This window comes from Pseudomonas sp. S37 (assembly GCF_016658545.1).
Taxonomy (GTDB): Bacteria; Pseudomonadota; Gammaproteobacteria; order Pseudomonadales; family Pseudomonadaceae; genus Aquipseudomonas.
On record NZ_JACVZC010000153.1, the window covers coordinates 1 to 12,698 of the forward strand.

Here is a 12,698-nt window from a genome sequence, read left to right on the forward strand (position 1 = left end):
GTGGTGGCAGCGGTGGTGGTGGCGGTGGCCACGGTGGTGGTGGCGGTGGCCACGGTGGTGGCAGCGGCGGCGGTGGTCACGGCGGCGGCAGCGGTGGTGGCGGCCACGGCGGTGGTAGCGGCAGCGGTGGTGGCCACGGCAGTGGCGGCGAGGGTGGTGGGCATGCCGGCAACAGTGGCAGCGGCCATGACGGCCAGGGGCACGACGGCAACTCGAACTCCGGGCGCAGCAGTGGCCATGCTGAAGCGGGTGACGATCATGGCAATCACGTTGGTGATGATCACGGCAACCACGTTGGCGGTGAGCCCGGTGACGATCATGGCAACCATGTTGGCGGTGAGCCCGGGGATGATCATGGCAATCATGTCGGCGGCGAGCCTGGCGATGATCACGGCAATCATGTTGGCGGTGAACCTGGTGATGATCATGGCAATCATGTGGGTGGTGAACCGGGTGATGACAACAGCAGAAGCTGATTGGCGCTGACTTGCAGCAGCCCATGCAAAACCCAGCGGACGGGTTTTGCGTGATCAGGTTCCGGCCTGCCTGGCCCATATCATGCCCTGGTAATGAGCGCCGACAGCTTTTTCTGGTCCCTGCCGGGAAGTGGCTGCAGTAGGTGTGGGATGTTTTCCCGCGTCGTATACTCGGTTCCTCTGTCAAGGAATGCGCTCGATGCAATCGCCTGCCTTGCCCCCGTCGATAGTAAGCGCACTGCGGCGTGTCATGCGCCCGCTGGTACGCTTGATGCTGCGCAAAGGGGTTACCTACACGGTGTTCGCCGACCTGCTCAAGGAGGTGTTCGTCGATGTGGCCCACCGCGAGTTTCGCCTGAACGACACGCCCCCAACCGACAGTCGCATTAGCCTGCTGACAGGCGTACATCGCAAGGATGTCCGGCGACTGCGCAGTGATGCAGGTGTGGCGTGCGAGGCCCTGCCGGAAAACATCACGCTGGGTGCACAGTTGGTCACTGTCTGGACCACCAGCCCGCCATTCTGCTTGCGGCCTGGCCAGCCGCTGGCGCTGCCGCGGCTGGCCAGTGTGGGGGGAGATTGCTCGTTCGATGCACTGGTGGCCAAGGTCAGCACGGATATTCGCGGGCGGGTGGTGCTGGACGAATGGTTGCGGCTGGGGGTGGTGCGGCTTGATGAACGGGATTGTGTGCACCTGGAAGCCCAGGCCTTCGTGCCGCAGAAGGGCTTTGATGAAAAGGCCGCGTACTTCGGCCACAACCTGCATGACCATGCCTGCGCTGCGGTGCACAACCTCAGTAGCGAAGGCCCGCCGTTTTTCGAACGCAGCGTGCACTACGACGCCCTGAGCCCGGCCAGCGTTGAACAATTGCGTGAAGTGGTCGCCAAGGATGGCATGCAGACACTGCTTGCCATCAGCCGGCTTTCTGCTGAGCTGGAAAGCACGGATGCGCCCAGCGCCGAGCAACGTCAGCGCATCACTGTCGGGCTTTATTTCTACACTGAAGCAACCGACCCCGATTTGTCGAAGACACCTGGCCCATGACCCTGCTTGCGCGCTGCCTCAGTGCCGTCACGTTCGCCCTGGTTTTCGGGGTGAACCTGCTGACGCCTGCCGAGGTGGCGGCAGCACCGGTATGCGTCAGCCGTGACGAAGTGGGCATGGCGGGCGCCGCAAGCCTGCAGTCGCCGGGTGGCGTAGGCGGCACAGGGGTACGCAGCGACAATGGCGGTGTGGGTGGTACCGGCGCGCCAATCCCGCAACACCCAGGTGGCACAGGTGGTACCGGTGCCCCGCAACTTCGCCCAGGCGGCACCGGGGGCACCGGCATCGTTGGCACCATCACCGGCTTTGCCTCGATCTGCGTCAACGGCATGGAAGTGCACTATGGCAAGGACGTGCCGGTCAGTGAAAACGGTGCGCCCGCCAGCAGTGGCCACTTGGCCATCGGGCAGGTAGTGGCGGTAGAGGCATTTGCCACCCAGCGTGGCCTGCAAGCAGGGCGCATTTCGATCCTCAACGTGTTCGAAGGGCCGCTGACGGCGTTGCCCAATGCCTCGGCACCGCTGCGGGTCATGGGCCAGCCGGTGCGCCTTGCCGCTGGCGCACGGGTGGCCGAAGGGCTGCGCCCTGGCGAGCCGGTCAAGGTCAGTGGCCTGCGCGATGCCCGCGGCGAAGTAGTGGCTACCCGTATCGAACGGGCGCCCGGCCTCAGGGAGGCCAGTGCGATCGGTGCGATCGACAGCCCGGGCAGCCTGCAGGGGCTGAGGCTGGGCACCCGCGTTGCCCCTGCCCGGGAAGTGCTGGTGCGTGGCCAGTGGACGGGGCGTCAGCTGGAGGTGGCGCAAACTCGCCCAGACCCGAGCCTGCCGTTTGCTGGCCGTGTGCAGCAGGCAGTGGTCGAAGGGCTGGTGCAGCGTACACAGGCGCGGCAACTGGTGGTCGCTGGTATCAATGTCACGCTGGGGCAGGGGACCGTGATCGTCGGCAAGCAGGCGCTCGACCAGCGCGTACGGGTAAGTGGGGTGCTCAGTGGTACTCACGAGCTACGGGCAACACGCGTGGAGTTCCAGGACGAGCGTGGTGACAACCCGGACCGGGGCCATTCAGGGCATGGTAGCGGGCATGACACCAAGGATTCCGCAGGTTCTGCCAGTAGCGATGCGATAAACGAGCGCGATGACAGCAGTGATGATCACAGCGGGCGCAGCACCGTTGAAGACTCAGGTGGGCACGGTAGTTCCAACGACGTGGACAAGTCTGGCAAGTCAGAGCATGTCGAAGCCGTTGAGCGAACCGGGAGCAGCAACAGCGGCCGCTCCGATCGGGTTGAGAGGGTTGAAGTCGAGAAGGCAGAAAAAACCGAGAAGGTTGAAAAGGTCGAAAAGATAGAGAAAGTCGAGAACGTCGAGAAACCGGAGAAAGTCGAAAAGGTTGAAAAAGTTGAGAAGGTTGAAAAAGTCGAGAAAGTCGAGAAGGTAGAGAAGGTAGAGAAAGTCGAAAAAGTGGAGAAACCCGAAAAGGTCGAGAAAGTGGAGAAGGTAGAAAAAGTCGAACTACCTGAGAAGGTCGAAAAAGTAGAGAAAGTCGAGAGGGTGGAGAAAGTAGAGACTGCCGAAAAAGTGGAGCATCCAGAGCGCTCCGGGCGTTAGCCAACTAGGCTGGGTAAGGTCGATCACACTACCCGAAAATGTCCCGAGGTACCGATGAGACCCGCGCTCCCTCTTATCGCCTGCGTGTTGTCATGTACCAGTGCCTCGGCCTTGGCCGATACCTTCTCCATTGCCACGGGCATGGACTATTCAAGGGGTGACTATGGCACGGGAACCACGTCGGAAATCTGGTACGTCCCACTGGTCGGCAAATATGAGACCGGCCCCATGACCTACAAGGTCACCGTGCCCTGGTTGCGCATCACCAACCCCGAAGTCGGCCCCAATGGTGACCCCTTGCCCGGTGGTTGCCATGATGTGGAAAGCGGGCTGGGTGACACGGTTGCGAGCGCAGGCTACGCCCTGCTCGATGGCAGTGACGGCGGCCTGATGCTCGACCTGATCGGCAAGGTCAAATTCCCCACTGCCGACGAAGACCAGTGCCTGGGCACCGGTGAATACGATTACACCGCCCAGGTCGACATCACCAAAGGCTTCGGCCCGGTCACCGGCTTCGCGACCCTGGGCTGGAAGAAGTTCGGCGACCCGCCCGGCAGCGATTTCGACGACCCGATATTTGCCAGCCTCGGTTTCGCCATCCCGGTGGCTACGGGCACTTCGGCAGGCGCTTCCTACGATTGGCGGCAGAAAGTGGTCTCGACCGGCTCGCAGATCCAGGAACTGACCCTGTTCCTCACCCACAAGCTCAACCAGCAGTGGAAAGTGCAACTGTACGCGGTCAAGGGCTTCTCGGATGCCAGCCCGGATGCCGAGGGCGGGCTGATGCTGTTTCACACGTTTTGACGAAAAAGCCCCTGCGCCGCTCATTCCCTGTGGGGAACGCCGGGGCAGGGGCTTTTCAGGCTTCAGCCGTTTTAGACAGGCTCAGCCCACATGTCGTACTCGTCGGCATCCACCACACGGCAACGCACTTTGTCGCCTGGCTTGAAGCCGTGGTCGCCATCGATGAACACACTGCCGTCGATTTCCGGAGCATCGAAGAAGCTGCGGCCAACCGAGCCTTGTTCTTCCACTTCGTCGATCAGCACCTCGATTTCCTTGCCGATGCGCAGTTGCAGGCGGGCAGTGCTGATGGCCTGCTGGTGGGCCATGAAGCGGTCCCAGCGCTCCTGCTTGACGTCGTCCGGTACTTCAGCCAGGCCCAGGTCGTTGGCCGGGGCGCCTTCTACCGGCGAGTACTGGAAGCAACCGACGCGGTCCAGCTGGGCTTCAGTCAGCCAGTCCAGCAGGTACTGGAAGTCTTCTTCGGTTTCGCCCGGGAAGCCGACGATGAAGGTGGAGCGAATCACCAGTTCAGGGCACTGCTCGCGCCAGTTCTTGATGCGTGCCAGGGTGCGGTCTTCGAACGCCGGGCGCTTCATCGACTTGAGTACTTTCGGGCTGGCGTGCTGGAACGGGATGTCCAGGTACGGCAGGATCTTGCCGGCGGCCATCAGCGGGATCACGTCGTCAACGTTCGGGTACGGGTACACGTAATGCAGGCGGACCCAGGCACCCAGGCTGCTCAGTGCTTCGCACAGTTCGAGCATGCGGGTCTTGACCGGGCGGCCGTTCCAGAAGTCGGTCTTGTACTTGACGTCGACGCCGTAGGCGCTGGTGTCCTGGGAAATCACCAGGATTTCCTTGACCCCGGCCTTGACCAGGCGCTCTGCCTCGCTCAGCACTTCGCCTACCGGGCGGCTGACCAGCTTGCCGCGCATCGACGGGATGATGCAGAAGCTGCAGCTGTGGTTGCAGCCTTCGGAAATCTTCAGGTAGGCATAGTGACGCGGGGTCAGCTTGACGCCCTGTGGCGGCACCAGGTCGATCAGCGGGTTGTGGTCCTGGCGCGGCGGCACTACTTCGTGCACGGCGTTGACCACCTGCTCGTACTGCTGCGGGCCGGTGACCGACAGCACGCTCGGGTGCACGTCACGGATGCTGCCTTCTTCGACGCCCATGCAGCCGGTGACGATGACCTTGCCGTTTTCCTTGATCGCTTCGCCGATCACTTCCAGCGACTCGGCCTTGGCGCTGTCGATGAAGCCGCAGGTGTTGACCACCACCACGTCGGCGTCCTCGTAGGTGGGCACGACTTCATAGCCTTCCATGCGCAGCTGGGTCAGGATGCGCTCGGAATCGACCAGGGCTTTTGGGCAACCCAGGCTTACGAAACCTACCTTGGGGGTGGCGGGCGTGGTGGACATGACTAACCTCGGTATTGAATGCAGGTCGCCCGGCCGGAATCGGGGGCGATCTTGACGGGCGCTTTCGGCGCCTCTGATCAAAAAGTGCGCAATTCTAGCGAGCGCAGGGTCGCTTGACCAGCAGAAATACGACGAACGCTGCGCTATGCCAGCTAACCGCAAGCTGCTTGCCTGGTAAAACCTCGAAACACAGCAGGCAATCACTCCCCTTGAATCGAAGAGCTCCGCTCGTCACCCTCCTGCGCGTCTGTATAACCTTTCCTTGAACTTATTCAAATCTTATAGTTTTCTTATAAGATCGGCGTGGATATGAATACGATCAACTGGACGCGCAAAGCTGTGAAGCAACTCAGGAAAATCGACAGGGTTCATCAGGCCAAGATCTACGATGCAGTGCAGGTTTTGGCCCATATGCCGCATGTCAATAGCGTCAAAGCCTTGGTTGATCACCACTATGGGTACCGGCTCAGGGTTGGAAACTACCGGGTTCTTTTCGACTGGGACGGCAGCGTGAGAATCGTAAACATCGAGGAGGTCAGGAAGCGCGATGAGCACACCTACTAACGTACAGATCATCAATGATGCCGACGGGCGTCCCGCCTTCGTCGTGCTGCCGTACGCCGATTACATCGCCGGCTGTCAGCAACCTGACCTGGTGCCCAACGAAGTCGTTGGCTACATGGTGAAAGAGGGCATGACCGCGATTGCTGCATGGCGCAGGCATCTGGACCTGACCCAGGCTGAAGTTGCCCAGCGCCTGGGCATCTCTCAGTCCGCCTATGCCCAGCAAGAAGCTGCTGAGCGTCCACGCAAGGCCACTCGCGAGAAGATTGCCGCAGCGCTCGGGATACCCATGCAGTCTCTGGACCTTTAGTCATAGCCTCCAGATACCTCCGTAACAGGCTTACCAGCAGAAAATCGACGGACGCTGCGCTATGCTTCGCGCCATTGCGTCAGGGGTATGAGCAGTACCTGGCGCAGGTGGGAATTCTACTGGCCTAAATGGCCGTCTGCGGGAGTGGTCGATGGTTCAGGCAAGCAGTCACGCTGAGGGCGGGCACGAGGGTAAGCAGGGCGCAGCGCGGTCGCTGGGCTTGCTCGTGGCGGCGGTCGGGGTGGTTTTTGGCGATATCGGCACCAGCCCGTTGTATACCCTCAAGGAAGTCTTCACCGGCGGCTACGGGGTGCCGGTCAACCATGACGGCGTGCTGGGGATCCTGTCGCTGATCCTCTGGTCGTTGCTGTGGGTGGTGTCGTTCAAGTATGTGATGTTCATCCTGCGCGCCGACAACCAGGGCGAGGGCGGCACCATGGCGCTGACCGCGCTGGCGCGGCGGGCCACGGCGGCCTACCCGCGGTTGCGCACGCTGATGGTGATCTGTGGCCTGGTCGGCGCTTCGCTGTTCTATGGCGACAGCATGATCACCCCGGCGGTGTCGGTGCTGTCGGCGGTGGAGGGCATGGGCCTGGCCTTCGATGGCATCGACCACTGGGTGGTGCCGATTTCGCTGGTGGTGCTGGTGGCGTTGTTCCTGGTGCAAAAGCACGGTACCGAGAAGATCGGCAAGCTGTTCGGCCCGATCATGGTCACCTGGTTCGTGGTGCTGGGCGCGCTCGGCGTGCACGGCATCTCGCAGAGCCCGGAAGTGCTCAAGGCCTTCAACCCGGGCTGGGCGGTGAACTTCTTCGTGGTTCACCCGGGCATGGGCGTAGCCATTCTGGGCGCGGTGGTGCTGGCCCTGACCGGTGCCGAGGCGCTGTACGCCGACATGGGCCACTTCGGCCGCAAGCCGATCGCCCGGGCCTGGTTCATCCTGGTGCTGCCGGCGCTGGTGCTCAACTACTTTGGCCAGGGGGCGCTGCTGCTGCAGAACCCGGACGCGGCACGTAACCCGTTCTACCTGCTGGCGCCGGGCTGGGCGCTGCTGCCGTTGGTCGGGCTGGCCACCATGGCCACGGTAATCGCCTCGCAGGCAGTGATATCCGGGGCCTTCTCCCTGACCCGCCAGGCCATCCAGCTGGGCTATATCCCGCGCATGCAGATCCAGCACACCTCCAGCGACGAGCAGGGGCAGATCTACATCGGTGCGGTGAACTGGACGTTGATGGTGGGTGTGGTGCTGCTGGTAATCGGCTTCGAGTCGTCCGGCGCCCTGGCGGCGGCCTACGGCGTGGCGGTGACCGGCACCATGCTGATGACCACGATCCTGGTGTCGGCGGTGATGCTGCTGTTGTGGAAGTGGCCGCCGGTGCTGGCGGTGCCGATTCTGGTGGGCTTCCTGTTTGTGGATGGGCTGTTTTTTGCCGCCAACGTGCCGAAAATCGTCCAGGGCGGCGCCTTCCCGGTGTTGGCGGGTGGTGTGCTGTTCCTGTTGATGAGCACCTGGAAGCGCGGCAAGCAGATCCTGGTCGAACGTATCGATGAAGGTGCGCTGCCGTTGCCGCTGTTTATCAGCAGCATCCGCATTCAGCCACCGCACCGGGTCGAGGGCACGGCGGTGTTCCTGACCGCGCGCTCCGATGCCGTACCGCATGCGCTGTTGCACAACATGCTGCATAACCAGGTGCTGCACAGCCAGGTGGTGTTGCTGACCGTGGTCAGTGAAGACCGGCCGCGGGTGCCGGAGCAGGAGCGCTTTGAGGTAGAGGCCTATGGTGACGGCTTCTTCCGCGTGCTGTTGCACTTTGGCTTCATGGACGAACCGGACGTGCCGGCGGCGTTGAAGCTGTGCCACCTGGACGGCCTGGACTTCACCCCGATGCGCACCACCTACTTCCTCAGCCGTGAGACGGTGATTGCTTCACGGCTGGAGGGGATGTCGCGCTGGCGTGGCAACCTGTTTGCGTTCCTGCTGAAGAATGCCAACGGCAACCTGCGCTTCTTCAACCTGCCGCTGAACCGGGTGATCGAGTTGGGGACCCAGGTCGAGATCTGAATCCGCGCCAGTGCTCGGTCCCTGTAGGAGCGGCCTTGTGTCGCGATGGGGTGCGAAGCGCCCCCACGATTTGTGCAACAAGGCAAATTAGCTGGGGCCGCTATGCGGCCCTATCGCGACACAAGGCCGCTCCTACATCGACAGCGTCGTCTGTAGTAGCGGGTTTACCAAAGGCTTGTCAGTTCTGCTCGGCTACACTCGACTTGCCTTGGCGCGTCTCGATCTCACCAATCAAGCGCTTGGCCAGCGCCGGGTAGTTCTCGTCGAAGTGGTGGCCGCCTGGCAGTTTCATGCGTTCGCCAACGGCTGACCCGTCGGTGCAACCGCTTTCGTCGGTTTCCTCGATGCCATACACGCACACCACCTTGGACGCTGGCAGCTTGGCCATTTCCGGCCCGGTTGGCGCTTCCTGGCCTTCCTTGCCCAGCCAGCCTTCGACTTCGATCTCGAAGCTGCCGCTGCGGGCAAAGGCCAGCAGCATCACTGCGTCGATGCGCTGCTGGTCTTCGGCTGGCAGGCGGTTGTAGATGGCCGGCAGCACGTCGGCGCCGAACGAGTAACCCGCCAGTACAAAGCGCTTGGTCCCCCATTTCTGCCGGTAATGCTGCATCAGCTCGGACAGGTCGGCGGCGCTTTGCTCCGGGGTCTTGTGCTGCCAGTAGTAGCGCAGGGTGTCGATGCCCACCACCGGGTAGCCCAGCTTGGCCATTTCCCCAGCGACGTCGCGGTCCAGGTCGCGCCAGCCGCCATCACCGGAAAGGAACAGGGTAACGGTGTCGGTGGTTTGCCCGGCCGGCACCTCAACCACCGGGATCGCCAGCGCGTTGCCGTCGTGGCCAACCAGGGCCTGAGTCAACTGAGCCTTGAGCACCTGTGGCAGATGGATGTCGTAGTCACTGATGCTGGTTTCGGCATTGGCTTGGTCGCGCACAAACGCGGCACTGGCGTCATCCGGGTTGTCGTTCCAGGCGACGTTCCAGTGGCCATGGGCAGCCGACTTGGGCAGCGGCGCCTGGCAGCCAGGTTGTTCGACGGTGAAGTCCACGGAAATCGCCCGGGCCTTGTCATCGTTCTGGGTGGCCAGCCAGCGCCACGCCTGGGCCGCACCAGGGCCGATACCGGCGACCAGGTTGGGTTTTTCCGGCAGCTGGGTCAGGGCCTGGTCCAGCGCCTGTTGCTGCTTGCTGCAGTCGTTGGGTGGCAGGATCACCTGCACCAGTTGTGCTTCGCCGGCCTGGGCCAGGTCCAGCAGTTGCTTGTCGCTCAGCGCCTGGTCTTGAGGTACACCGATGGCCACGCGGACTTTGGGGTGTACGCCAGGGGTTACGCGGGTGATGCTGGTGTCATTGAGGCTCAGTTGTTCCAGGTGCGCCTCGGGGGCCGGGCGCGTCCACAGCCAGAAGGCCAGCGCGCCACCCAGGGCAGCCAGCAACAGGGGAACCAGCAGGTACAGCCAATAGCGTCGGGTCATCAACGTTTCACCAATCCAGTCAGGCCGCCAGCAATAAGGGCGGCAGTGTCGGCCAGTGCCACCAGCGGGTCGAGCCCGGCCGGCACAGCCATATAGCGGGGTTCCCAGTCCGGTTGGAACTTGTCCTTGAAGCGCCGAAGCCCCTGGAAGTTGTAAAGCTGCTCGCCACGGCGGAACACCATCGAGCCCAGGCGCTGGGTCAAAGGGGCGCCGCGCCGCGGCTGCAGGCCGGAAAGCGGTACCATGCCCAGGCTGAAACGCCCGTAGTCATGGCTTTTGTAGTGCAGGATCAAGCCGATCATCATGAACTCCATGGTCAACTTGGGTGCCTCGGGGTGGGCCCGCATCAGGTCGAGGCTGGCCAGTTCGTTGCCATGGGTCTCCAGCAGGTTGGCGAAGGCCACCGGGCGCCCCTGGAAGCGGATCAGGGCAATCCGGAAGTGCTGCAGGTAGTCCGTGCTGAAGCGCCCCAGCGAGAAGCCTTTCTCGCGAACGTTCTTGCCGCCGAGCCAGGCGTCGGAAATTTCCTTCAGTTCTGCCAGTGGGGCGTGGCCGGGCTCGTGAATCTCCAGGCTCAGGCCATCGCGCCCACCGCGGTTCCAGGTGTAGCGCAGGTCTTTCATCTCCTTGCCCTTGGCTTCGAGGTCGAAGCGGCGCAAGTCGACCCGGGCTTCTTCGCCCAGCTTCAGCGCGGTCAGGCCGATGTCCATGTAGAACGGCAGGTTTTCCGCTCGCACCTGGTAGAACACCGGCCGAGCGTGGTGCAGGTCGCACAGGTCGCGGAACTGCCAGATCATCTCGGCGCGTTCCTGGGCCGGGCCGATCGGGTCGTACAGCGCCACCAGGCTGCGGCCGCGCCGGGCGTACATGAGGAAGGCATTGTCCCGCGGGTGGAACAGCAACGCCTTGTCGCCGGTCAGCGCCAGGCCGCCGTCAGGCTGGTCGGAGGCCTGCAGAATGCGGTTGGCCCGTTGCAGTTCATCTTCGTCGGGCAGGTGAATGACCGGCGGTGCAGTGCGCAGCAGCCAGGTCAGCGCCAGGGCCGCCAGCAGCAAGGCGCTGCCCATGGCGGCGCGCAGGCCGCGTGGGGCGTCGGCATCGAGGGTGAACTGCCACCACAGCTGATGGCTGTAAGGCACATCCTGGTAGGCAAACAGCAGCAGCCATACCGAGGCGCCGACCACACAGGCACTGGCCACCAGGAACACCGGCGAAAACGGCAGCTCCATCAGCCGGCTGGGGCGGTAGAACGAGCGGCGGAACAGGGCGAGCAGGGTGGCGGTAAAGGTCAGCAGGCTGGCCTCTTCCCAGTCAAAGCCCTTGAGCAACGACAACAGGGCACCGACCAGCAACAGCACGGTGGTCAGCAGCCAGGCGGCCGACAGGCGCCGACGCAGGCCTTGGGCGAGCAGCAGGCACAGCACGCCGATCAGGCTGGCGCCAAAGTGCGAGGCATCGATCAGCCGGTGTGGCACCAGGAAACCCATGTGCTCCAAGCGTGTGTCGATTTCGGGGGTGGCGCCGGAGAACAGCAATACCACGCCGGAGAGGAACACCAGGATCGACAGGATGGGGGCGGCCAACCCCGAGGCCGCCTTGATAGCCTGTTGTGCGAACAGTAGGCGCCGGGCTTCGTTTGCCAGCAGCAACACACAGGCCAGCAGCAGCGGCAGTACCACGTAGATCAACCGGTACAGCAGCAGGGCGGCGGCCAGTGGCGCAGCACCGAGCTGGTCGGCGAAGGCCGCCAGCAAGATCGCCTCGAACACCCCCACGCCGCCCGGTACGTGGCTGAGCACACCTGCGGCCAGGGCCAGCAGGTACACCAGCACGAACGCGCCGAAAGGCGGTGCTTCGGGCAGCAGCAGGTACAGCACGGTAGCGGCTGCCGCCACATCCAGCGCGGTGATCAGCAGTTGCAGGGCGGCCAGCCGCGCATCCGGCAGGCGCAGGGTGCGCCGCCCCAGTTGCACGAGCAGGTTGTTGGCCAGTGGTTGCTCGGCCAGGCGCCGACGGTACAAGCCGATAACCAGCAGGGCAGAGGCAACCAGCACGGCGCTGGCGATACCCGCCAGCAAGCCTGGTGCCAGGCCAAGTGCGGCCGAGGCAGCCGGCAGGTCGCTCAGGGTTGCCAAAGCGGCCAAGGGCGGCAGCGCGCAGCCCAGCGACAGGCTGGCAAAAACGGTCATACGCGCGACTTCGCCAGCACCCAGCCCCTTGCGAGCATACAAGCGGTAGCGCACCGAGCCGCCCGAGAGCATCGACAGGCCAATGGCATTGCCAATGGCAAAGGCGCTGAAACCGCCCAGTACCAGGCTGCGTGCGGGCAGCTTGACCCCGGCATAGCGGCTGGCTGACCACTCGTAGCCCAGCAGGATCACGAAGCCGACCACTGTCGCCAGCAAGGCACCCAGCAACGACTGCACCGGGACACTGAGCATGGCGTCGTGCAAGGCATAGATGTCCAGCTCGCTCAGCAAGTGGCGGCAGGCAATCAGGGCCATGGTGAACAGCAACAGGGTCACGGCCAGGCCGATAGGCTGGCGGTAGCGGCTCAGGCGTTCGAGCAAGGGCAGGCGCTGCACAGCACCGGGCAGCGCCGAGGCGAGCGGCACCGGAGGTTCGGGATTGTGCGAAGTCATGAAATGCCCCGTGCGTGCAGCGCGAGGTGAAGGAAAGGTGCGGCCAAGTGAAAGTCCCTTTGGAAAACGTATCCGGATATTACTCCGGGCAACGTGACTTTCAGTCGTCCGGCAGGGTTAAAGATAGTTCATCCTGGGGAAGACCTCTCAAGCGTGAGGGTTAGCTTGAGAGCGGGGAGATTCGAGGCGACGAAAAAGCGGGAAGGGTAGAAACAACAAACCCCGCGCTGCTGTTACACAGGCGGGGTTTGTTCTGACGAATATGGTTGCGGGAGCCGGATTTGAACCGACGACCTTCGGGTTATGAGCCCGAC

Annotated in this window: 10 protein-coding genes; 7 read left to right on the top strand and 3 right to left on the bottom strand. The window is 63.2% G+C overall.

Annotated elements, in window-relative coordinates; all coding sequences use genetic code 11:
- The 4 genes from IAE39_RS29820 to IAE39_RS27165 all read left to right on the top strand — a co-directional run.
- On the top strand, positions 1-476 hold a 476-nt coding region (locus tag IAE39_RS29820), incomplete at its 5' end, for a hypothetical protein (protein ID WP_236548843.1).
- 199 nt (positions 477-675) lie between these two features.
- Positions 676-1,521 (top strand): DUF6502 family protein, encoded by an 846-nt coding sequence (locus IAE39_RS27155; protein ID WP_201207572.1) that lies wholly within the window; start codon positions 676-678, stop codon positions 1,519-1,521.
- A complete protein-coding gene (locus tag IAE39_RS27160) occupies positions 1,518-3,128 on the top strand; it encodes a DUF5666 domain-containing protein (RefSeq protein ID WP_201207573.1) in 1,611 nt (536 codons plus the stop codon). Before IAE39_RS27155 ends, IAE39_RS27160 begins: the two co-directional genes overlap by 4 nt.
- Positions 3,129-3,182: 54 nt before the next feature.
- Entirely contained in the window at positions 3,183-3,932 is a 750-nt protein-coding gene (locus tag IAE39_RS27165; RefSeq protein WP_201207574.1) for a hypothetical protein, read from the top strand.
- 71 nt (positions 3,933-4,003) lie between these two features.
- Here the strand turns inward: IAE39_RS27165 and rimO are convergent, their stop codons facing one another.
- The gene (rimO, locus tag IAE39_RS27170; RefSeq protein ID WP_201207575.1) at positions 4,004-5,335 is read right to left on the bottom strand and encodes a 30S ribosomal protein S12 methylthiotransferase RimO; all 1,332 of its coding nucleotides are present in this window, start codon (positions 5,333-5,335) and stop codon (positions 4,004-4,006) included.
- A gap of 309 nt (positions 5,336-5,644) precedes the next feature.
- On the opposite strand from rimO, the gene IAE39_RS27175 reads away from it, so the two are divergent.
- The 3 genes from IAE39_RS27175 (at position 5,645) to IAE39_RS27185 (ending at position 8,271) form a co-directional block, all read left to right on the top strand.
- Positions 5,645-5,899 (top strand): type II toxin-antitoxin system RelE family toxin, encoded by a 255-nt coding sequence (locus tag IAE39_RS27175; RefSeq protein WP_201207576.1) that lies wholly within the window; start codon positions 5,645-5,647, stop codon positions 5,897-5,899.
- Positions 5,883-6,209, top strand: a complete 327-nt coding sequence (locus IAE39_RS27180; RefSeq protein WP_201207577.1) for a helix-turn-helix domain-containing protein — start codon at positions 5,883-5,885, stop codon at positions 6,207-6,209. The genes IAE39_RS27175 and IAE39_RS27180 overlap by 17 nt, the downstream gene beginning before the upstream one ends.
- Positions 6,210-6,360: 151 nt before the next feature.
- A complete protein-coding gene (locus tag IAE39_RS27185; RefSeq protein ID WP_201207578.1) occupies positions 6,361-8,271 on the top strand; it encodes a potassium transporter Kup in 1,911 nt (636 codons plus the stop codon).
- 178 nt (positions 8,272-8,449) lie between these two features.
- Here IAE39_RS27185 and IAE39_RS27190 read toward each other — a convergent pair whose 3' ends face one another.
- Both IAE39_RS27190 and mprF read right to left on the bottom strand, forming a co-directional pair.
- Positions 8,450-9,742: a virulence factor family protein gene (locus tag IAE39_RS27190; RefSeq protein WP_201207579.1), complete on the bottom strand. Its 1,293-nt coding sequence runs from the start codon at positions 9,740-9,742 to the stop codon at positions 8,450-8,452.
- The gene (gene mprF / locus IAE39_RS27195; RefSeq protein WP_201207580.1) at positions 9,742-12,384 is read right to left on the bottom strand and encodes a bifunctional lysylphosphatidylglycerol flippase/synthetase MprF; all 2,643 of its coding nucleotides are present in this window, start codon (positions 12,382-12,384) and stop codon (positions 9,742-9,744) included. The genes IAE39_RS27190 and mprF overlap by 1 nt, the downstream gene beginning before the upstream one ends.
- Between the last annotated feature and the right edge of the window lie 314 nt (positions 12,385-12,698).